At 50.7% G+C, this 19329-nt stretch carries 24 protein-coding genes and 1 pseudogene; 24 read left to right on the top strand and 1 reads right to left on the bottom strand.

Features of this window, described 5'->3' with window-relative positions; all coding sequences use genetic code 11:
* The first annotated feature begins 1 nt into the window (after position 1).
* From KHQ28_RS09415 to KHQ28_RS09315, 21 genes and pseudogenes are all read left to right on the top strand, one after another.
* Entirely contained in the window at positions 2 to 955 is a 954-nt protein-coding gene (locus KHQ28_RS09415) for a hypothetical protein (RefSeq protein WP_064147902.1), read from the top strand.
* 126 nt (positions 956 to 1081) lie between these two features.
* Positions 1082 to 1300, top strand: a complete 219-nt coding sequence (locus KHQ28_RS09410) for an AlpA family transcriptional regulator (RefSeq protein WP_004866314.1) — start codon at positions 1082 to 1084, stop codon at positions 1298 to 1300.
* Positions 1300 to 1734: a hypothetical protein gene (locus KHQ28_RS09405; RefSeq protein ID WP_064147903.1), complete on the top strand. Its 435-nt coding sequence runs from the start codon at positions 1300 to 1302 to the stop codon at positions 1732 to 1734. The genes KHQ28_RS09410 and KHQ28_RS09405 overlap by 1 nt, the downstream gene beginning before the upstream one ends.
* 13 nt (positions 1735 to 1747) lie before the next feature.
* Entirely contained in the window at positions 1748 to 2557 is an 810-nt protein-coding gene (locus tag KHQ28_RS09400; protein ID WP_004177036.1) for an antA/AntB antirepressor family protein, read from the top strand.
* Entirely contained in the window at positions 2550 to 2729 is a 180-nt protein-coding gene (locus KHQ28_RS09395) for a DUF4222 domain-containing protein (RefSeq protein WP_048280610.1), read from the top strand. The genes KHQ28_RS09400 and KHQ28_RS09395 overlap by 8 nt, the downstream gene beginning before the upstream one ends.
* A pseudogene (locus KHQ28_RS29585) lies at positions 2726 to 3268 on the top strand (ash family protein); the annotation flags it as partial. The gene KHQ28_RS09395 and the pseudogene KHQ28_RS29585, both read left to right, overlap by 4 nt.
* A gap of 53 nt (positions 3269 to 3321) precedes the next feature.
* Entirely contained in the window at positions 3322 to 3513 is a 192-nt protein-coding gene (locus tag KHQ28_RS09385) for a host cell division inhibitor Icd-like protein (protein ID WP_064147904.1), read from the top strand.
* Positions 3514 to 3681: 168 nt separating this feature from the next.
* On the top strand, positions 3682 to 3999 hold the full coding sequence (locus KHQ28_RS09375) for a hypothetical protein (protein WP_044521335.1): 318 nt from the start codon (positions 3682 to 3684) through the stop codon (positions 3997 to 3999).
* Positions 3996 to 4259, top strand: coding sequence for a hypothetical protein (locus KHQ28_RS09370; protein WP_048280607.1), 264 nt, complete (start codon positions 3996 to 3998; stop codon positions 4257 to 4259). The genes KHQ28_RS09375 and KHQ28_RS09370 overlap by 4 nt, the downstream gene beginning before the upstream one ends.
* Positions 4256 to 4516: a hypothetical protein gene (locus KHQ28_RS09365; protein WP_029497050.1), complete on the top strand. Its 261-nt coding sequence runs from the start codon at positions 4256 to 4258 to the stop codon at positions 4514 to 4516. Before KHQ28_RS09370 ends, KHQ28_RS09365 begins: the two co-directional genes overlap by 4 nt.
* On the top strand, positions 4513 to 4725 hold the full coding sequence (locus KHQ28_RS09360; RefSeq protein WP_004866294.1) for a hypothetical protein: 213 nt from the start codon (positions 4513 to 4515) through the stop codon (positions 4723 to 4725). The genes KHQ28_RS09365 and KHQ28_RS09360 overlap by 4 nt, the downstream gene beginning before the upstream one ends.
* Positions 4722 to 5348 (top strand): hypothetical protein, encoded by a 627-nt coding sequence (locus KHQ28_RS09355; RefSeq protein WP_040216511.1) that lies wholly within the window; start codon positions 4722 to 4724, stop codon positions 5346 to 5348. Before KHQ28_RS09360 ends, KHQ28_RS09355 begins: the two co-directional genes overlap by 4 nt.
* Before the next feature lie 14 nt (positions 5349 to 5362).
* Positions 5363 to 7813: a primase-helicase zinc-binding domain-containing protein gene (locus KHQ28_RS09350; RefSeq protein WP_064147905.1), complete on the top strand. Its 2451-nt coding sequence runs from the start codon at positions 5363 to 5365 to the stop codon at positions 7811 to 7813.
* A gap of 325 nt (positions 7814 to 8138) precedes the next feature.
* On the top strand, positions 8139 to 8519 hold the full coding sequence (locus KHQ28_RS09345) for a hypothetical protein (protein WP_223175069.1): 381 nt from the start codon (positions 8139 to 8141) through the stop codon (positions 8517 to 8519).
* Positions 8520 to 8958: 439 nt separating this feature from the next.
* Positions 8959 to 9279, top strand: coding sequence for a superinfection immunity protein (locus KHQ28_RS09340; RefSeq protein WP_072122913.1), 321 nt, complete (start codon positions 8959 to 8961; stop codon positions 9277 to 9279).
* A 29-nt stretch (positions 9280 to 9308) separates the two neighbouring features.
* A complete protein-coding gene (locus KHQ28_RS09335) occupies positions 9309 to 9686 on the top strand; it encodes a hypothetical protein (protein ID WP_064147906.1) in 378 nt (125 codons plus the stop codon).
* Positions 9687 to 9980: 294 nt separating this feature from the next.
* Positions 9981 to 10307, top strand: a complete 327-nt coding sequence (locus KHQ28_RS09330) for a hypothetical protein (RefSeq protein WP_032413387.1) — start codon at positions 9981 to 9983, stop codon at positions 10305 to 10307.
* Positions 10308 to 10314: 7 nt separating this feature from the next.
* Positions 10315 to 13113 carry a tape measure protein gene (locus tag KHQ28_RS09325; RefSeq protein ID WP_064147907.1) on the top strand — a complete coding sequence of 933 codons (2799 nt, stop codon included), beginning with the start codon at positions 10315 to 10317 and terminating at the stop codon, positions 13111 to 13113.
* Positions 13114 to 13366: 253 nt separating this feature from the next.
* The gene (locus KHQ28_RS29580; RefSeq protein WP_064147909.1) at positions 13367 to 13564 is read left to right on the top strand and encodes an HGGxSTG domain-containing protein; all 198 of its coding nucleotides are present in this window, start codon (positions 13367 to 13369) and stop codon (positions 13562 to 13564) included.
* Between the two features lie 204 nt (positions 13565 to 13768).
* Entirely contained in the window at positions 13769 to 14140 is a 372-nt protein-coding gene (locus tag KHQ28_RS09320; protein ID WP_044521356.1) for a hypothetical protein, read from the top strand.
* Between the two features lie 1035 nt (positions 14141 to 15175).
* Entirely contained in the window at positions 15176 to 15718 is a 543-nt protein-coding gene (locus KHQ28_RS09315) for a plasmid pRiA4b ORF-3 family protein (RefSeq protein ID WP_004202366.1), read from the top strand.
* Here the strand turns inward: KHQ28_RS09315 and KHQ28_RS09310 are convergent.
* Positions 15711 to 16070: a hypothetical protein gene (locus tag KHQ28_RS09310; RefSeq protein WP_040216554.1), complete on the bottom strand. Its 360-nt coding sequence runs from the start codon at positions 16068 to 16070 to the stop codon at positions 15711 to 15713. The two genes, KHQ28_RS09315 and KHQ28_RS09310, sit on opposite strands and share 8 nt — an antisense overlap.
* A gap of 581 nt (positions 16071 to 16651) precedes the next feature.
* Between KHQ28_RS09310 and KHQ28_RS09305 the strand changes: the two genes are divergently transcribed.
* From KHQ28_RS09305 to KHQ28_RS09295, 3 genes are all read left to right on the top strand, one after another.
* Complete coding sequence (locus KHQ28_RS09305) at positions 16652 to 17344, top strand: hypothetical protein (protein WP_032418518.1); 693 nt, start codon at positions 16652 to 16654, stop codon at positions 17342 to 17344.
* 221 nt (positions 17345 to 17565) lie between these two features.
* Positions 17566 to 18045, top strand: a complete 480-nt coding sequence (locus KHQ28_RS09300; protein WP_032418520.1) for a type VI secretion system tube protein TssD — start codon at positions 17566 to 17568, stop codon at positions 18043 to 18045.
* A 183-nt stretch (positions 18046 to 18228) separates the two neighbouring features.
* Positions 18229 to 19308 (top strand): Gfo/Idh/MocA family oxidoreductase, encoded by a 1080-nt coding sequence (locus KHQ28_RS09295; RefSeq protein WP_032418522.1) that lies wholly within the window; start codon positions 18229 to 18231, stop codon positions 19306 to 19308.
* The last annotated feature ends 21 nt before the right edge of the window (positions 19309 to 19329 follow it).

Genomic DNA, 19329 nt, shown 5'->3' with positions numbered 1-19329 from the left:
TATGAGACCAGATAAAAACATCAAGAGCAGAATTTTACCACTAGAATTTTGCGATCTCCAAAAAGCCAGTAGTATGCTGGGTTGTTCAGTCGATGACTTGTTTCATTGGGCTGAAATTAATGCTATTAGCCTTTCTCTTAGGCTTGATTATTTCCCAAGCTTTCTATCCTTTGATCACGTAGGTGGGAAGGATAGCGCAGAGCTATTTGAATCACTAATTTCAGAGTACAACCAAGTTACTCTAAGTGTCGAAAGGCGCGTTTCATACTTCATGCCTGACATGAACAATCCAGAAGTATATAGAGATGGAAATAGAATACATGTTAAAGGATGGGCTTTTGGCTTGTGGGCTATTAGGCCTAATAGAATCAGGGAGTTGAGTTCTGTTGGTCAGATAGAGCTTAATGAAGCTCTCGTTGTTGATCAGCATATGGATTTGTATATTAAGCATGACATTCGCGCCTTTCTCAGGGCTGAGAATGTATTTAGGGAAAAAACACTCCCTATATTGGTTAGACCTTCTCATGGTGACCCCAACCCTGAAGAGATTATAAATGCCATTAATAAGAAAATAGAATATCACACAATAAGCAAAGATGACGTGCTTCTTTCAAGGCATTGGATTAAAAAACTTCATGATTGCATTGAAAATAATGAGGGTATTTATAATTCATTTGATTTGGATGGTTTCTCTTATGAAGAGAAAGAAATTTTTGACATTAATAATGTACATGGAAACGTTGAAATATCGGCACGTAAAAGAGAAGAGGTTTATAAAGCAGCAATTTATTGGCTTTTAAATGACCCTGAATCGTGCAAAGGAAAGAAAGGTGATATTACACAACAGGCCTGGGCAAAGCGCATAGTCGAGGGGCGACATGAGAAACCGATATCCTTGGGTGAGGACAAGATAATAAAATGTCTGAGAGAGGCTATGAAGGGTGACAAGAACTGATATCACCAGGCTAATAAAATATTAACCTACAAAAACAAAATGGCGTCACTTATCAACCATTCCTCATGATGTATAGCATAAGCCCTGTAACGACGCATAAACCGAAACAGAGGGGTTACAGGGCATATGCAAGAGCAAGAAACACTTAGCGTAACAATTCCATCCAGTGGTTACATTCGGCGCTTCCGCTTGGCTCAGCACCTCGGCATTCACGTGGCCACGTTGGATCGCTGGGTTCGCGATAAGCACATTCCATCCCCGGTTAAGTTGGGGGAAAAAATCACTGCTTTTAATGCGGTAGAGATTAACAAATGGCTGGCAGAGCGCCGCGGGAAGGTGGTGTGATGCAAAAAGAAAACCGCCCCGGACAGCAGGCGGTTAACACAGATACTCGCGGATCTGATGTTACGCCACCAGCCTACACCGTTCAAGCCTCAAAACGCACTCCGAAGAAACACCGTGCCCGTACCTACATGCTGCGCTGTGGGGCTGGTGGGTGGACAGAAAATGATATCCTGCGCCATTGCCGGCTCTCATCTGGCCGCAACTATGCGAGCGAGCTTGAGCGCGAGCTTGATATCTGTCTGGAACGCCTGGAAGAGAAAAATCCTGATGGTATCGGGGCGCACATGCGTTACCGGTTTGCGTGCCGTGGTGACGTGCTGAAGGTGATTCAGTTCGTTAACCGCATGGCCGCAATCAACCAACATTACGGGCTTTCAAAGCAGGATATCGCCGACATTCTGAACCTCTACCCGGACAACTTCACCGCCGCATAACGGAGCCGAAAAAATGAAAATCGAAAAAAGCAGATTCAATTCTGAGGCCGCCCCTCAACCCAAGGTTAACCCGGGCGTAATTAACGGCAATGACTTTGCCGCCATCGTTCCCGTTATTCCCGGCCAAATTGGCGGGCGCGAAACCAATATTGCGAGCGCCAGAGATTTGCATAAAGCGCTGGGTGTGGGCCGCGACTTTACCAACTGGATTAAAGGCCGCATCGACCAGTACGGATTTGTGGCCGGGACTGACTATATCCGTGTTGAAAATTTGAGCTCACCAAAACGGGCGAGCGCAAAATTTCGCCAGCAAATCGAGCATGATTACCTTCTCTCGCTGGATATGGCTAAAGAAGTGGCAATGGTTGAGCGCAATGAACAGGGGCGCGCCGTCCGCCGCTATTTCATCCAGTGCGAGGAAGCGCTACAGCTGAGTGCGCCGGAAATCGCCGCGAAGTATCGCCGGCACCTCAAAGCCCGCATTGGTGCTGCCAACCTCTTCAAGCCGATGTGCGCCGCTCTGGATGCTGCCCGGGCAGAACAGGGGAAAGAGACGCAAGCCCGGCACTACAGCAATGAAAGCAACATGATCGCCCGTATTGTGCTGGGTGGCATGACCGCTAAGCAGTGGGCGCAGGTGAACGGTATCGACGGCGAACCGCGCGATAGCATGAGCGCCGCCCAACTGGAACACCTCAGCTACCTGGAGGGTACAAACATCACGCTGATCGATATGGGCATGGAGTACGGCCAGCGTAAAGCGGAATTAACCCGCCTCTCTCAGCGTTGGCTGGCTAAACGTCTGGGGGCTAACGATGAATAAGCCCACCAGCACACCGCTGCCAAACCACTCCTATCGCGACGCTCACGGCCAGATGGTGAGCGTGACCGCTGTAGCGCATAACCGCGTGACGTTCTATCGCGAGGGCTATCGGTTCCCATGCGTACAGCCCATTGAGCGCTTCATGAAGGAGTACACGGAGGTAAAGCAATGATTACCGCCGCCCGGCGCAAAAGCCTCTCTCTGGCTGGCCTGATGTTTGTAAAAGTTAACGCTCTGCTGGTGGTGCGCCACCGCGGGAACCTGTCAAAACCTGTCATTCTGTGGGCCACTGATAGTGGCTCTGTTGAAGTGTATTTCGAGACTAGTAAGCGCGCGGGTAAGCGTTCGGAAACTGACTGTCGGGAAGATAGCGTGTCCGGCGCCGGCGGTGGATGCGGGGCCCATCACACCGCCAGCTATAAATTGCCGCACCGTGACAAAAAGGGCTTGCGGTCTGAAGGTATCCCGGTCTATGGTTATAGCGCACCAGCAAAATCTGGTGCCGGGATTAGCCTCCCGGACATGATCGAGGCGACACATGACGCGCCAAGCGTCTTTTTTTGTGTCGTTAACTCAGTACACCCTTTTTTCAGCGATGCGGTTATAATCCGTGCCGCTATCAAAATTATGGTGGGCTGTGTAGGGGCTTCTTCGGAAGCGCCGGGTTCCTTGATCACCGGTAAGGCTAACCTTGCACAGTTCACCACCAGACAGATTAGCCTCTGCGGTGGTGGATATATTCCATTGATCAAGGAGGCGGCCAAATGGCTACTACCCCTACCCAAATTCCGCAATTTATCTGGATTATCGCCGCTGTTCGCCGCGATATGCCGACAATTACCGCAAAAATTCACCATATCGCCGCACCTTCTGAGCGTGAAGCCCGCCGTTCTCTGGTTCGGGATCACGTCTGCTTTTTCGCTGGTCGCATCCGTCTGGAGGTGGCTCATGCGTAACTATTTCCGCATCACCGGCTACGCCGTTAATAAGCGCGGTTTAACGGTTGGTATCGGCTATCAGCTCACATCCAGCGACACCAAAACAGCAACGGCCCACGCAGTGCTTCAGGCGCAGCGTGAAGGTCTCAGCCATGTGCGCATTACCCGCGTTCGGGAGGTGGCTGCATGAGCCTGTATAACGATTTAGTTCGCCACGAGTTCGGCAAAGGCGTCACCGCTGATGAGCTGGAAAGCATTCAGAACCGCAAAGACGAGGCCGTGAGTGATTTGATGCTCGGCATTAGTGCCATTGGCAGCCTGATGTTCTGGGCTACGGACAATGGCAACTACACCGAGGAAACCGCAAAGGGAGACATGCGCAAAATAGGCGCAATGCTGGGTACGGTTGGTGAGGTGGTGCTGGCGCTGAACGATACCGCAGCGAACGCGGGTGTATGTCGTTCTGACTGCGGGAAGGAATCAAAGGTGAGGTCAGCCAAATGAATATAAACGCTATATACCGCCATCCTGCCGAGCAAGAGGCCGAGGCAATGCTATCCCGTGTGCAACCTTATCCGGAAGATTTTACGCTGGCAGAACGTACCGCGGAACGCATGACCCGCGCCCGCAATGGGCTGGCTCACGTTATGACTGATTTAGCCACTCAACTAAGCGATGAACAGGCCGAAATCGTGTATTGCTGGCTGAGTAAAGTCCTGACGATTGTCGATATGGCCAGAATTGATGCGGAGGGCAGCGCATGAATACAGTCGCCGTAATTGAACCAGAAACAATCCCGACAGGTGACGCAACGGCAGCGGTGCGCTATGCCAGTGAATTGCTTGAGTTATGGAATCTTTATCTGGACGGGCCATTACGTGCCGCCAATCCGCTTTATGGTGCCAGACTTGCGACATTAATCACCGAATTGAGATGCGCAACCATTAGAACCGAGCGCAAAGTTAATCGCCTGGCTGATGAACTAACGAAGATGCGCGAGTATCGGGAGGGCAGCGCATGAGCAAGTTATCCCTGATTGATTCAGCCTGCCGTATCAAGCAAGCGCAGCAAGTTCTTTCTCTTTGGCTTGAAGCACCGATTAAAAAAGATAGCGGCACGGATCATCTTATTGGCGCAGTCATTACCCTTCTGGATGGTATCCCCGAGCTGATGGATTCAGTAGAAGGCGAGTTAGTTGATATGGATTTGAGTCTGGACGGCAAAGCATGAGCAACGTAGAGAAATTCACACCGGGAAATGACGACGTATTACGCGCCGAAGCCACACCGCACGGCGTCAATATCATGACCCGCAATGATGCCGGGGGATTTGAGCTGGTTGCTCTTATCAGCTACGAGAGCGCCGTGAACGGCCTTGACGCCGGAGAGTACGACGACAAGCCAGATATCGGATACGCCATACATTTTGCCGTTGCTGATGGCGGGGCGCGTGGCTGGTTCGACTTTACCGCGCAGCATAACGTCACTATGTGGCGCTGGCTGATTGCTGCGACGTTCATTTCTGAGATGAAGCGCGAAAACGGCACAACCACCATCACGGAGGATGACGGCAAATCGTCGCTGGTGACGTTTTATTCAAATGGCACGGCGGGGATTGTGGTTTACCCGTTCGCGGAACGTCTGGCGATGGCTAACAACATGGAGGGCGCAATGATTGAGCGCTACGGCATTGAGCAGGGAACAGCGAACGCCATTGTTTTTTATCAGGCCATGATCGACACGGAGCGCGGGGAATTGACCCCGTTCGGGCGTGAAACGCTGGCAGAGCTACACGATGGATTCATTGCCGATCTGAATGAAAACGGCTTGCCTGAAATGCCAGCGGCGCACTGAGGGAGGTAACACGAATGCGTAATATCGACCTTATCCGCGAAGTGACCAGCGCCGCAGCAGGGCGATGGCCTTATGTGCTGGCCGGATTGTCTATCGACGTTCCTGATTCATCGCGCCGCCATGCCCCCTGCCCTGCATGTGGTGGGAAAGACCGTTTCAGATTCGACGACAACGGGCGCGGCAGCTTTATCTGCAACCAGTGCGGCGCGGGCGATGGCTTAGACCTGATTAAGAAGGTGAACAACTGCGACACCACGGAGGCGGCACACCTTGCCGCTGATGTGCTGGGTATTGATTACCGGGCCGCAGAATCAGCACCAGACGCTGCCAGCCAGAGACAGAGGCAGTTAGCCGCAGACCGCCAGCAGCGTGAGCAGGAGCGCCAGAAACAGGCAGCAGAGGACGCAGATCAGCGAAGGGCTACGTTTGCCCGTCTGTATACCGGAATGCGCCTGAGATCCATACAGGGAGAATCTGAGTACCTGCAATCAAAAGGGCTGACCGGGTTTAAATACCCGCTTATGCCCGATGGTTCGTTATTGCTGGAGCTGGTGGATGAATCCGGCGCAGTCACAGCCGCGCAGACCATCACCCCGCAGGGAGAAAAGCGACTCATTAAGGGATCGGCAAAGCGCGGGGCATATTACGCCGTAAACGCGCTGGAACGGCCTCAAAGCGTCGTGATTGCCGAGGGGCTGGCTACCGTTCTAACGTGTCACTTAATTCGCACAGACGCGCTGACAGTGGCAGCAATCGACGCGGGCAACCTGCTGCCCGTCGCCGAAGTCATGCGCCGGAAGTACCCACAGGCACAAATCATCATCGCCGCTGATAACGACCACCAGCAAGGAGGCCCCGAAAGTGGGGGCACCAATACGGGCAAAGACGCCGCAGAAAAAGCCGCCTTATCCGTGGCTGGCTGGGTATCACTGCCCCCGACTGAGTGCAAAGCAGACTGGAACGACTATCACCAGCAGCACGGGCTGGAAACCGCTACAGCAGCATTTAACGATTCAATGTACCAACCGCAGGGGGAAGATGTGAAACCGCAGCTACAGGCCATTGAGGGCGGTAAAAAACGCCGGAGTGCAGAGGCCGGGGATATTTCACAGATGGCCGCGAGCCAGAAGGCAAAACTACTTTCCTCACGATGGGAAATGCTGGCAGTCAACCCGGACAGCGGCAGCGTTTATTGCTATGGCTCTGGCGTGTGGGAAAAGGTGGCTGACAGCGAGCTTGAGCGGGTAATGGTATCAATTTTTGAGGAGCACGAAGCCCACTACACTGAGAAGGGCATCAAATCCGTGGTTGCCACCATGAAATTACAGCTACCTGTTATCGGTGAGCAGCGCGGCGATCTTATTGGTTTTGAGAACGGCGTGTATGACCTCACCGCGCAGACGTTCAGCCCGCACAGCCCCGATAATTGGCTGGTAAACCACAATGGCATTGCCTATATGCCGCCGGCACCCGGCGAGAACCTCGCTACCCATGCCCCCAGCTTTACCCGATGGCTGAATCATGCAACGGCGGGTAATAACCAGAAGGCCGAACGCATCAAAGCAGCCCTGTTTATGGTGCTGGCGAAGCGTCACGACTGGCAGCTATTCATTGAGGTGACGGGAGAAGGTGGCAGCGGTAAATCAGTGTTCAGCAGCATAGCCACTACACTGGCAGGTGAGCACAATACCGCCAGCGGTAGCATGAGCACGCTGGATCTTGCCCGCGGGCGTGCGCAGTTTGTGGGTAAGGGCCTGATAATCATGCCTGACCAGACCCGTTATGTGGGTGAAGGTGCGGGTATAAAGGCTATAACGGGCGGCGATCCAGTAGAGATTGATGGGAAGTATGAGAAGCAATTCACCACCGTGCTGAGCGCCGTCGTGCTGGCAACCAATAACGAGCCGATGACCTTTACCGAACGCAACGGGGGAATTGCTCGCCGCCGGGTGATATTCCCTTTTAACAACCCGGTATCAGAGGCAGATAAAGACCCGGATCTCACAGCAAAAATCAGGTCAGAAATCCCGGTAATTATCCGCCACCTGCTGGCCACATTTGCAGACCAGAACAAAGCGAAGACTCTTTTAATTGAGCAGCGTGATTCTCAAGAGGCGCTGGACGTTAAACGCGGTACTGACCCGGTGATAGACATGTGCGCGGCTTTGTACTTCATGAATGAGCCAAAGGGTTTGATGATGGGCGGTGGTTCCTGGGCTGGCCAGCCAGAGCCGAGGGCATATCTCTATCATCTGTATCTGGCATTCCTGGAATATCACGGGCTGGGTAAACCGCTGTCTGTGGAGAAGTTTTCACGGGCCATGAAGAACTCCGCGAAGGAATACCGAAGCCAGTATCTTACAAGGAAAGTAAGGGGGCGCACCCAGACCAACCTCAGCATAACGGAACTGGCAGAGGAATTTATCCCCCGCGCCTACGGGGCTGATATTCCAGAAACCCCATAGTGAAACTTTTTTAGGGTGATTTACGTCTACACCTCTACCAAATGTGCTTTCAGGCCAGTGATAGCAAGGGATACAGGCAGGTAGACGTATATATATTTACCTCTACCTTACGTCTACATACCTCTACTTTAGAAATGGCTGTATAAAGAATCAGGGTAGACGTAAGTAGAGGTAAGGTAGACGTACAAAATGAAACCTCTACCCGGCTGAAAGCCGCATGGTTGCTGACCTTGAGCGATTTTTAATGGTAAAGGTAGACGGGTAGACCGACAACACCCCCAAAAAGATTTGCAGGGGGGTATTCAGAATGATGAATAGAGGAAAAATGAAAAAATTCGCTGAGTGCCAGGGGAGACCATCGCTGCTCATTCCGGGCGATCATTTAGAATACTGCGACAGGTTTAAGTATCCGGTGATTATTGTATGGAAACGTGTCAAATATGCCGATGTAACCTGGCTGAACGAGCCGTTCCAGGTATCACATAGAGAACTGTTTCACCGCGATGACTTTCGGCAGGACTTAGAGGAAAGAGCAGAAGTTATCTACCTGCGATATGCCACACCGAAGACAGCCAGAGCCATTACTTACTCGTTTATTACCCTGTACGAACTTGAGCAGCATTCAGCTTTAGAGGCCGCAGAGGCATTATTTGATATGACGATTGCAATCATTCGTGAATATGAATCTGCAGGAGCGAAACAATGACAGCACAGATATCAGCATACGGGCGGCTGGTGGCCACCGCTGCGTGGCAGTTTGAACGCTACATGTAAAACCATACCGCCCCATGAAAATGCCCATATTTTATTTATAGGCAGAAACGGTGTGTTCTGGCTATGTATGGCAGGAATGGTGTGTTATGCCTATAGATAGGCAATCTTGATGAGTTCTGCCTATAAGGACTGATAGCGCTCGAAAATGGTCGTTGAGACGGGCTGTGGCGGAAGATAGTTAAGCGCCCACCAGCCTCTGCAGAAGATTTCGGAGGCCTTCACAAACCGCTAAGGAGACTAGGCACCGCATGGGGATTACTCACTCAAACGCCGAGGCGTTCAGGTTAAAAACAAGTCGATGAAAGTGGCTGTATTGGATTAGTCTTCTTCGATGTTACGATAATACTTCATTTACTTTTGGGGATAAGTTGATGTCAGTATGGCACATCATTGTGTTGATATTCGCTATTATAATTTATGTTCTTCCCGGCGTTATAGCCAGTTCAAGGGAGCATAAAAACGCTACGGCAATATGGGTGTTAAATATTGTCCTGGGCTGGAGCTTCTTGGGTTGGATAGCCGCGCTTGTCTGGTCTTTCACAAACCCCGGAGTGGTTAAGCTTGAACCACAGGTGTTTGGCGCGGATTCTGCTGGTGGCGGTTCAGTAGACGATACTAAAAAATGTCCGTATTGCGCCGAAACAATAAAAAAAGAAGCAATATTGTGCCGATTTTGTGGCAAAGATTTATAAATCGACATCGTCAAGCAAGGGTGGCATCAATGAAAATTATTATGGTATTAATTTCATCACTTTTATTTCTCACGGCATGTAAGCCTACAGAAGAGAAAGCCATAGAGTTGGCTAAAAGCGAGATATCGCACGACATGAAAGATCCATCATCTACCCAATTTAGAGATGTTGCGTCAAAAAAAGTTGGTGAAAAGGATGATGGCTCTATCGCAATGCTTGTCTGTGGTGAGGTGAACTCAAAGAACAGCTTTGGGGCATATTCAGGGTACTCGCCTTTTGTCATTGCGCTAACGATGAAATCAAAGGGTTTTTTCTCTTCCGGTGTTGTGTACGTAGTTGAAGGGAAGACAGTAGATGATCTTCCAACAAGCACGAATAGTGCAAATACGATTAACCCCTGCAAGTAACCTCAAGGCAAACCCGCTCCGGCGGGTTTTTTGTACCTTTTTCATTTCATAAATTGCAATGCTTGCCATTTATGTTGCATAAACTACAATATAAATTGACTGTATAAATATCAGGGGTAAGCAGATGAACCGATCGCAAATCACGGTAGCACTTTGCCGGGAGCATCTTCAGTCCATTCGTGAAATTCAGGAAGAGGAGCGCAAGCGTTCTCCGATTGGTGTAGCACCAACGGTAAACGCTATTGCCCGCGCATTGGTTGCTAAGGGTCTTGAATCCGTTAAGCGGGGTGGGTGATGGAGCAACTACAGAGATTGGCTGAGGTGATTGCCGAAACCTATATCCGCGATCTGCGCCGGGAAACGGGTAGCAACGTTCTTACCGTGGATGGCGTTAGCGGGTGTGTCGAAGCCCCTCTACTTTCAGCCGGACTTGTTGATAACGCTGTGAGTGCGTCCAAAGATAAGTTTGACTCGGCCTTCGAGCGTAAGGCCTATCGAATGTTGATGGAGTTTATTTCTTTTGATGGCCCGGAGTATCGGCTTACTGAGCATGGTCGCCATGTAATTACAGTCATGAACACCATATCCCTGAGAAAAAATAAGGTAATAACCATCCATTGAGGTGAGCATGACAACAGGCTTTGGCGATTACACGATAGAGATTGAGGCGGATGTAGCAAAATTGCTTTCTGGGCAGCGCGCTGCTGACGCGGCCCTAAAACAGATTGAGACATCAGTCAAAAGGGCTGGCAACTCCGCAGAAAAACTTGATAAAAGTCTCGATAAGTTGGGAGGGGGGTTCTCACGCCTTGCTGTGGCCGTTAAGGGGTACATATCAATTCAGGCGTTGATGAAGCTCCAGCAGTTGTCTGAGGAATTCACATTACTTCAGGCGCGAGTAACACGTTTATCTTCAAGTTCAGAGGAAGGTGCGCGGAGTTTTCAGCAGCTTGTAAATATTGCCTCCGCAACTGGGGCAAGCCTAGGTGATACCGTCAACCTCTGGCAGCAGCTCACCGCCACACTGAAAACCGTAGGTGCTACTAACAGCGATGTTAACCGACTTGTGATGACGCTGCAGAAGATTGGCACTATTGGCGGCTCATCAGCTCAGGAAATGGCTAATGCGCTAAGGCAATTTATGCAGTCGGTAGCATCCGGCAGAATTCAGGCTGAAGAGTTTAACTCAGTGCTGGAGCAGATGCCTGAGCTAGCGAGGCAGATTGCCGATGGCATGGGAATTCCATTTAATGAGCTCCGCCAGTTGATGCTGGCCGGCAAGTTAGATATTGGTGAAGTGCTAGCGGCAATCGAAAAGCGGTCCGATGAAATCAACCAGCAGTTTGAGACTATGCCGCGCACTGTATCGCAGGCAACAAATGCTTTGATTACTCAGTTCGGGGTAGCTATATCCAAAATTGATGATGCTATCGGTGGGTCGCGCTATTTGGCAAAACTTCTCGACCAAACTGCCCTTTCTATCTCCGTAGCCACCGGAAATGTAGATCCTATTGTTGCGATAGATGCGCAGTTGGATTCTCTGAATAAAAAATTAGCTGTAACTGAAGCAGCTTACAATACAGTTTCCAAAGCTTCTATCTACACTGACGCAGGTACTAAAACACAAATAGATGCTATCAAAGGTCAAATTGCTGCCCTCGAACAAGCTAAATCTCTTTATTCTGATATTGGGAAGGTGGCATCAGGTTCTGTAGATGGATCTAAGCCAGCTTATATCACCAATCTCGAAAAGAAAACTGCAGAGAACAACGCCAATTCGATCATTAAATCTGGCCAAACAGTAGTTGATAAGCTTACCCAGCAGCGCGAGCAATTAAGCAAAGACAAGGCCAAAGGGCTGATTGACGATAAGAAATATGCTGATGCTGCTGCTGTTCTGGATAAGCAAATTGCCGAAGCCAAGAAAAAGCAGGATAAGCCTGCGAAGAATGCCTTTGCTCGCGGCGACGATTCAATCGACAACCTGCAGCGGCAGATTGCCGTTTTGACAATGCGCTATGACGAGAACACCAGAGAGGCCGCACAGTTTAATGCCGTGGCCGCTCTCGGAGCTAAGGCTACCGATGCACAGAAGGAAAGAGTGCGTGAGTTGGCCGGGCAGTTATTTGACGCTCAGCAGCGCCAGAAAGACCTTAATGATGCGATTAGCAATGACCCCGTGCGTAAGGAAAATAAAACTTATTCAGATGGTCGAGACCAGCTAAAACGTCAACTAGACGGCCAGATGATTGACCAGAAAACCTATAACCAGCAATCTGAGTTAATGGAGCAGCAGCATCAAGTCAATCTGGCAAAAATCCGTGCTCAGGAGCAAACAGCAAACCCGATAGCAGCCGCCCGCGCTGAAGTTGACCCAGTACAGCAACTGGTAAACGAGAACGACCAGAAGCTTGCCCTGATGAGGCAGTACCAGCAGCAGGAACAGGCAATACTCCAGCAGAGCTATCAACAGGGAAAAATCAGTTATGATCAGTTCATCGCTGCCAAATCAGCTACGGATGCTCAGTATCTGGCCCTGAGAACAGCCCAGGAGAACCAGTTCAACGAGCAGATGACAGCAGCGCAGTGGCAGCTATTAAGCCAGCAGAGCCTCGGCTATAACATGCTGACGAGTGCTGTGGACGCCTTTAGCGGTAATGCCTCAAACGCAATTACTGGGCTACTCACTGGCACAATGTCAGCACAGGAGGCAATGAGGTCTCTTGGGAATACCATCCTGAACAGCGTGATCAACAGCATTGCCCAGGTGGGTGTGGAGATGCTGAAGAACTTCATCCTGTCTCAGACATTGGGCGCGGCGGCTCAAGCGGCAAATGCTGCGTCTGCCATTGCAGGAGGGGCTACGGCACTTGCAGCTTGGGCGCCAGCAGCAATTGCCGCCTCAATTGCCACTGGGGGAACAGCCTCGGCGACAGGCTTAACCGCGTATCAGGGGGCGCAAGCCGCCGGATTGGCAACAAGTGTGCTCGGTGGCCGCAAAAATGGGGGCCCTGTAACAGCCGGCGGAGTGTACCCCGTAGGCGAAGGAAACCTACCGGAACTCATGCAGACCAGTAAAGGGCTGTTCATGATACCCGGTGATGATGGCCGAGTATTCAGCAACAAGGATGTAACCAGCGGAGCGCCGACCATCAAGAAGGCATCAACCGGTAAAGAATATCTCCCGGCATCCTCAGCATCATCCAGCCAGGCGGAAAGCCGCACTGAACGACCGATACAGGTCAACATAACCCTTATCGACCAGACCACCGGCAACCAGCACAACATTACTGGCACTGAAGCTTTCCAGCAAGGTGACGTGGTAACAGTTACTGGATTTCTCAATGACGTGGATACCGGCGGCCCAATGTCCACAGCGATCGCAGATGCGCACGGGCTTAGACGGCAGGCAAGGGGCGCCTTTTAATGTGCCCTAAGGGGGGAGGTAAACCCTCTCCCCCATGCTTTACAGGACTGCCAGTTTAAGAGCATTTTCACCCGTCGGAAATAAGAACTTTTTTTCGCGTGAACGCAGCCAGTAAACAACCTACCCCATGAGAGGGTGACAAAAGTTGACATCGAAAGGCGATCCCGTGACTAACGACGAAAAGCAAAAACTATACCGTGCGTGGGCTGATGATATCGGCGGCGGAATACCTTTCCCGGACGCCTGCAGGGATATGACGTGCGGAGCGACGACGAGGAAAGGGACGCCGTGCAAAATGACGGCGCTTTACGCTTCTGGGCGCTGCAAGTTACACGGCGGTATGAGTACCGGCGCAAAGACACCAGAAGGCAAGGCGCGGCAGTTAGAGGGGCTCCGCCGCTGGCTGGAGAGAAAGCGGCAGGCCACCAGCCAAGGCGCTGGTTCGCATTGAGGTTCGCACCGAAAACGGCTTTAAAATATTGGACTGTACTGGACGGATTTAAAACGCGGGCATTCTTAAACCCGCGCCAGTAGCGGGCTAAGAACAACAATGAGACTTGAGCCGTCAAAGTTTTTAGGTTCGCAGTACGCAGCACGGTACGCAGCAAAATGAAGGTTTTTTCAGTGCGTACCAGACAGAGATAAGGGGTGATAAATGGGTATCAAAGGCAGGGGAATGAACAACATTCGCCGCAACATCAATGCGCTGGTGAAAGATATAGCCGGGCGCCGGGCATACCGCGCTGTTCAGGCAGCATTGCAAGAAGGTTCGTTGGTCGCCGCCCTCTATACTCCGATTGATACCAGTACCCTGATAAATTCACAGTATCGGGAAGTTGTAGCCAGAGGAACGAGAATAACCGGCCGTATCGGTTACTCCGCAAATTATGCAATTTATGTTCAGGATCCGGCTATACCGCAGACGTTCAGGCGTTCGACGGCAAAGAAAGAGTTTCTGCAGAAAGGTATCGAGGATGCGAAGCCGCAGATGGTTGCCGCTATCGTTCGCGAGCTGTCAAAACGCTGATATCGGAAAAACGGAACTGATACTTGCGCATCAGATACTTACCCCATGAGTAGTTAACAATTGTTAAGGTTCTAGCGACGATTATTAGGCCGTATTCGCAGTAACCAATTGTGCAGAACTCATATAATTTCGTATTCATTTGGGGATTTTTTTAGCGGAGATCTGAGCCAATGAGAGAGCAGACGCGGGTTTACACCTCTGCGCTACCACGAATTAACCTCCAGTTTCTGGCAAATCTGCAAAGCAGGCTGGTGGATTCGAGCCCGAAAACACACATTTTTTGTGATACCGAGAGCGGAAGGGTGTACTTCTCGATGGTCTCTGGTGGCTACAGCGCGACAATCAACGGGGTAACGCGGGTTATTGGCATCACGATCACCCGGGTAGGTTTTGGCTATCGGCGATGGTACATTTGCCCGCATTGTGGTGGCCGGGTTGCGAAATTATTTATTGGCCGGAAGGATGTAGGGTGTCGTAAATGCTGGAGCCTTCACTATGCCAGCCAGAGTGAAGATGAGATCGCTCGCTTACGGCGCAGTGTGTGGAAGCAGAGGCATGATATATGGGGGGATGATTACCCACCCGCGGGCAGCCTGCTAAATAGCCCGCTCAAGTTTCCGAAGCCTGCCGGCATGAGATGGGATACCTTCGAGAAAAAGCGCTCTCGACTGCTAAAGACTGAATCAGCTTACTGGCGGCTGAAAGAACCGAGGGACGCTAAAGGGTTTGCTCGGGTGATACGCAAAGTGGAGGCGTCAATTCGGTCATTTGAACGGGCATCGAAAAAGGCTACCCCATGAGCACGCTAAGATTGCCCTAACGCTTACCCCATGATCACGGCACGATAAAGAGCGCCACCGCCGCAGGTTGAGCGCACAAGCCTACCAGTGGAAGAAGCCAGCGCCGCGCAGGTAGATACGGGATTATTCCGCATGTAACTTATGCTTATTAAGCAAATTACCTTTATTCACCTTTACAGAATTGTGAGTGCGTCAGTATCGTTATCCTTCCGATTCGCATTTATTCAGGATTTGCATGTACCAGCTAAAGATAACCATCCGAGACAGCAAACCACCAATATGGCGGCGTGTGCTGGTTCCAGAGCAAATCCCCTTTAGTGAACTTCACGCGGTGATCCAGTTGGCTTTTGGCTGGAATGACGAACATCTGTATATGTTCGAGAAAGGCCGTAAAGGTGATCTAGGTAGCGAGTATCGCGTATGGGGTGAGGGTGAAAGCATGGATAATGCGGCAATCACGCCACTATGGGCGGCGATCCAGAATGAGGGTGACAAGCTGGTTTACACGTATGACTTTGGCGACTGGTGGGATTGCCTTATTGTGCTGGAGAAGCAAACACATGATACCAGCATCCAGCCTGTTAGCTGTTTGCGTGGGAGGGGGACTACCCCGGCGGAAAATTCGGGGGGATTGCATGGTTACAATGAATTGCTCTTACAGGCCAGAGAATCTGATAATCCTGAACAGGCCGAGATACGCAATTTCCTTATGCTGGATATTGAACGCCGGGTTTACGACCTGAACAGCATTAACGACAGATTGCAGGCTCTTAACTGACCCGCCAGCATTCCCCATCAATCGCTTTATCAGCGCCGCCATTATCGCGCACAACGGCACACTGTCCGGGTAAACCGTAGCGCACGACCGTTGCGCTAGTCTCACCGCCGCTTTTTATCTGCCGGGATTCGTACACTGTCACCCGCTCAAGCAACCCACCAGCAACCATACTTTCAAGAGTTCGCCGGGTTGATTCTAGCTGGTGGCGCTTATCGAACGACGCCATGCCATGAAGAAGGTAGGCCACGCCCGACACATCGAACGGCGGCGTACCAATCTCACCCGTCACCCATTCGAGGTTATCCGGCTCAAAGTAGCTGAGTATCTCTTTTTTGCGGCTGGTCATTCTCATGGCTGGGGGATTCCTTATTGTGGGATAGATGTATCATACAATAAGAATGGTAACGGCAAGATTGCGACGATGCTCAAGTTTGCGTGAAAGAGGGGAGCACCTTCTAAAATCATGTACACATGGGTGTACACAAAATAATTATCAAACTTTAAATTTACATATAAAACAATGTACTTATGGGTTTTATTGTCTTTCACATCAAGAAAAGCAAATAAGCTATCAGCAAGATTTACTCACCAACATGAATCCTTCAAAGCCCGCTCTGCCGGGCTTTTTTATTAAGGACGATTGTAGCGACGCAACAACGCGCATGATTGGCATGTATATCTGCACGTATCCTATGAGATTTCTCATTTGCCAGCTTCGCTTGCTCAAGCAATTGTTTGAGTACGCTATGATAATATATACGCAGAAAGTTATCGCAATGATACGAGAGAAAACGCATCTGGATATATCGGAGAAAATCCACGGTGTCGCTCTTCTGTAATATGGGAGAAACTGGAGAGTCTACTTTATGGCTGAGTATTGTGGTAAATTGCGGTTCTTCCCAGGATGGGGAAATTAATCGGCAAGGCGCGATTATGTATTACAGCAATGTTGTCATCAGCTATTTACAGGCCAATAAAATTCTCGCAATGAAACTTGATCGCGCTGTTTCAGGCACAGAACAACGGGTTTCCGGTCAGGTTAAAACAATAGGTGCTGGCGTAACTCGAATCCTATATTATACATCCTGTTTTACTGATGAGTATCAGGATGTATGTAAAAAGCAGAAGAATGAGGATGTTAGATTTGCTAAAGGTATCTACCATCTTTTACAGCGTAAGAATATTGTATATGAAATACTGAAAATATATTTTGAAGAAATATTTAAGCACAAAACAACAGAGCAGTTAGAGCATATTAAAAGAATTCTGATGGCTGTTAACATTCATATCGCTGCAGACTCTCTAACCAAATCTGGATTTGTTTTAGCTACGGCTACCTGTGTTTCGGTTGGCATGAAACTAAGCCTTGATATGGGAGCGATTGCTGGGCGTTCTGCGGGGGTCGCCGTTACAGTGGCTGGTATGTATGGCGTTGTGCAGAGGGCTGCAGATAGCGCTGAGCGTCTCCGAATCTGTTATCCTGCATTCTTTTCTATACTATACGAACAAGAACTTGAAATGATGTATTTCCTGGTGGCGCCATTATTTGAACATGCCGACGCTTTTAAAGCCCAATGGGCTTCAGAGGCAGAGCTCGCTAATATCATCGAAAGAATGATTAGGTAGTGATGATGTCATTTATTAAAAGATCGCTTTTGTGGTTGTTCCAGCAATTAATTTCGCTGTATGCCCCGCCACTTTGCATTGTCATATTTGCAGTGGTTTTTTTTCAAATTTTTCCTGAGGGGCCGGTTTGGCCTGTTGGTATATTCGCTGTGCTTATGATTATTATCTTTGGGCGCTATGTGAAATGGTAATTCTAACGTTATTTATGATAAGGAAATTGTATGTCTACTCCCGCACATTTATGGCTTGAAGATGAAAACGGTTCTCCGATCATTGGAAGCTGCATGATGCCAACGCGTCTTGGATCTATTGAGTTAAAATCATTCTCTCATGGTATTACTATTCCAGTTGATCCAAGCTGGGGAAAATTGACAGGTACGCGAATACATCGTCCTGTGTCGATAGTGAAGGAATTCGATCAGACAACACCGATTTTGTATCGTGCCGTGTGTGAGGGGCGCCCGATGAAGAAGGCGATTATAAAGATGTATCGCATTCTGGAGGCGGGCATTGAGGCCGAGTATTTCAACATCATCCTGGAGAACGTCAAAGTCACTACGGTTACGCCGTATTTATCACCTACTGGTATGAGCAGTACCCACCTGGAAACGCTCGAGATGCGTTATGAGGCGATCACCTGGAAATACATGGACGGAAATATTTACTACCGCGACTCATGGAATGACCGTTGTTGTGCATGACTCCATTATTCTCACGCAAAAAATGCCAGGTATCTCGTAGTAGGTACAATTTTATACATCAATTCACAGTTGAAATTCATATTGGTGGGTTTTTGTGGCCGCCATGCCGGTAAATGTCAAAACCTTCCGCCATAATCCCGCGATACTTCGCCGGGAACAGAGCGGCTCAAAGGTGGACTTACTATGCAGATTGGTTTTATCGGCCTCGGCGCGGTGGTGGAAACCGCCTATTTACCGGCGCTGCGTCGCCTGGGGGACGTCATCGACCGCTGCCAGGGCTATGACCTGGACTGCAGCAGAGCGCTGCCGGGGATCCAGCGCTGTAGTTCGCTGTCGGCGCTGCTGGCCGAACCCCTGGATACGCTCTTCATTACCACCTCATCACTTCAGCATCTGCCCGTACTGGAGAGGGCGTTAGCCAGCGGCATTTCCCGCATCGTGGTGGAAAAGCCGATCGTGGCCAACCTTGAGCAGGCCGCCCGGCTGCGGGCGCTGCTGGCGCCGCCTGAGCAGGCCGCGCGGGTGCTGGCTCTTGACCACTGGATGGCGCGAGGCGTTGCGCTGAACGCTCCTGGCCCGCGGTGGCGAGCGGAAGGGGAGGCCAGCCGCCTGCCGCCGCCGCACCTGTCAGCGCAGGATATCGTCTGGCTCGAAGGCTATTTACAGGAGCCAAGCGGCTTTAACAGCGCTGGTGAGCCGGTCGCACTCAATTTTGCCACCGGGGAGCTGGATACCCGGCAGCTGCGTCACCCTGATGGGGTGATCCTTGATATCGGCACCCATGTCCTGGCGATGCTCCGCGAAACCCTGCACGCCAGCGGAGGCGATACGGCGCTGAGCCTTTCCCTTCGGGTGGCGAAAGACCGCCTCGGCCATGACATTGCTCCTGGGGATACGAGCACTGCCGAGGGGGAGGCGCATCTGCAGGGAACCCTGGGCACTATCCCGCTCAATATCTGGCTCAACAAATACGCGGGTCCCGCAGGCGGGCAAAAGGGAATGCGAATAGGACTGCGGGACGGGCGAATAATCACCCTCGATCGCGCCCCTGAGGGCGAAGTGGTGACGCTACAGGACGGCGAGCGGGTGCAGCGCTGGACCCGGCCCGGGGCGATCTATACGCACTGTCTTGATGAGCAGATCCTCGGCGCGGATAATCTGTTTATCCGGGCGCCGGACAGCGTGGCCGGGCTAACGCAGCGTAGGCTTGAGGAAGTGGAATGGCTGCTCAGGTTGCAGCAGCAATTACGCGGCCCGCATTAAACCCGGAACATGATAAAATAG

The organism is Klebsiella sp. 28, from assembly GCF_018223905.1.
Classification (GTDB): Bacteria; Pseudomonadota; Gammaproteobacteria; order Enterobacterales; family Enterobacteriaceae; genus Klebsiella; species Klebsiella pneumoniae.
Note: the sequence above shows the minus strand (reverse complement) of the source record. Positions and strands in the feature narration are given on the sequence as shown.

Excerpts from the sequence above, each read along its gene's own strand:
- KHQ28_RS09415 (WP_064147902.1), top strand. The coding sequence starts at position 2 with ATGAGACCAGATAAAAACATCAAGAGCAGAATTTTACCACTAGAATTT.
- KHQ28_RS09410 (WP_004866314.1), top strand. The coding sequence starts at position 1,082 with ATGCAAGAGCAAGAAACACTTAGCGTAACAATTCCATCCAGTGGTTAC.
- KHQ28_RS09405 (WP_064147903.1), top strand. The coding sequence starts at position 1,300 with ATGCAAAAAGAAAACCGCCCCGGACAGCAGGCGGTTAACACAGATACT.
- KHQ28_RS09400 (WP_004177036.1), top strand. The coding sequence starts at position 1,748 with ATGAAAATCGAAAAAAGCAGATTCAATTCTGAGGCCGCCCCTCAACCC.
- KHQ28_RS09395 (WP_048280610.1), top strand. The coding sequence starts at position 2,550 with ATGAATAAGCCCACCAGCACACCGCTGCCAAACCACTCCTATCGCGAC.
- KHQ28_RS09385 (WP_064147904.1), top strand. The coding sequence starts at position 3,322 with ATGGCTACTACCCCTACCCAAATTCCGCAATTTATCTGGATTATCGCC.
- KHQ28_RS09375 (WP_044521335.1), top strand. The coding sequence starts at position 3,682 with ATGAGCCTGTATAACGATTTAGTTCGCCACGAGTTCGGCAAAGGCGTC.
- KHQ28_RS09370 (WP_048280607.1), top strand. The coding sequence starts at position 3,996 with ATGAATATAAACGCTATATACCGCCATCCTGCCGAGCAAGAGGCCGAG.
- KHQ28_RS09365 (WP_029497050.1), top strand. The coding sequence starts at position 4,256 with ATGAATACAGTCGCCGTAATTGAACCAGAAACAATCCCGACAGGTGAC.
- KHQ28_RS09360 (WP_004866294.1), top strand. The coding sequence starts at position 4,513 with ATGAGCAAGTTATCCCTGATTGATTCAGCCTGCCGTATCAAGCAAGCG.
- KHQ28_RS09355 (WP_040216511.1), top strand. The coding sequence starts at position 4,722 with ATGAGCAACGTAGAGAAATTCACACCGGGAAATGACGACGTATTACGC.
- KHQ28_RS09350 (WP_064147905.1), top strand. The coding sequence starts at position 5,363 with ATGCGTAATATCGACCTTATCCGCGAAGTGACCAGCGCCGCAGCAGGG.
- KHQ28_RS09345 (WP_223175069.1), top strand. The coding sequence starts at position 8,139 with ATGAAAAAATTCGCTGAGTGCCAGGGGAGACCATCGCTGCTCATTCCG.
- KHQ28_RS09340 (WP_072122913.1), top strand. The coding sequence starts at position 8,959 with ATGTCAGTATGGCACATCATTGTGTTGATATTCGCTATTATAATTTAT.
- KHQ28_RS09335 (WP_064147906.1), top strand. The coding sequence starts at position 9,309 with ATGAAAATTATTATGGTATTAATTTCATCACTTTTATTTCTCACGGCA.
- KHQ28_RS09330 (WP_032413387.1), top strand. The coding sequence starts at position 9,981 with ATGGAGCAACTACAGAGATTGGCTGAGGTGATTGCCGAAACCTATATC.
- KHQ28_RS09325 (WP_064147907.1), top strand. The coding sequence starts at position 10,315 with ATGACAACAGGCTTTGGCGATTACACGATAGAGATTGAGGCGGATGTA.
- KHQ28_RS29580 (WP_064147909.1), top strand. The coding sequence starts at position 13,367 with ATGACGTGCGGAGCGACGACGAGGAAAGGGACGCCGTGCAAAATGACG.
- KHQ28_RS09320 (WP_044521356.1), top strand. The coding sequence starts at position 13,769 with ATGGGTATCAAAGGCAGGGGAATGAACAACATTCGCCGCAACATCAAT.
- KHQ28_RS09315 (WP_004202366.1), top strand. The coding sequence starts at position 15,176 with ATGTACCAGCTAAAGATAACCATCCGAGACAGCAAACCACCAATATGG.
- KHQ28_RS09310 (WP_040216554.1), bottom strand. The coding sequence starts at position 16,070 with ATGAGAATGACCAGCCGCAAAAAAGAGATACTCAGCTACTTTGAGCCG.
- KHQ28_RS09305 (WP_032418518.1), top strand. The coding sequence starts at position 16,652 with ATGTATTACAGCAATGTTGTCATCAGCTATTTACAGGCCAATAAAATT.
- KHQ28_RS09300 (WP_032418520.1), top strand. The coding sequence starts at position 17,566 with ATGTCTACTCCCGCACATTTATGGCTTGAAGATGAAAACGGTTCTCCG.
- KHQ28_RS09295 (WP_032418522.1), top strand. The coding sequence starts at position 18,229 with ATGCAGATTGGTTTTATCGGCCTCGGCGCGGTGGTGGAAACCGCCTAT.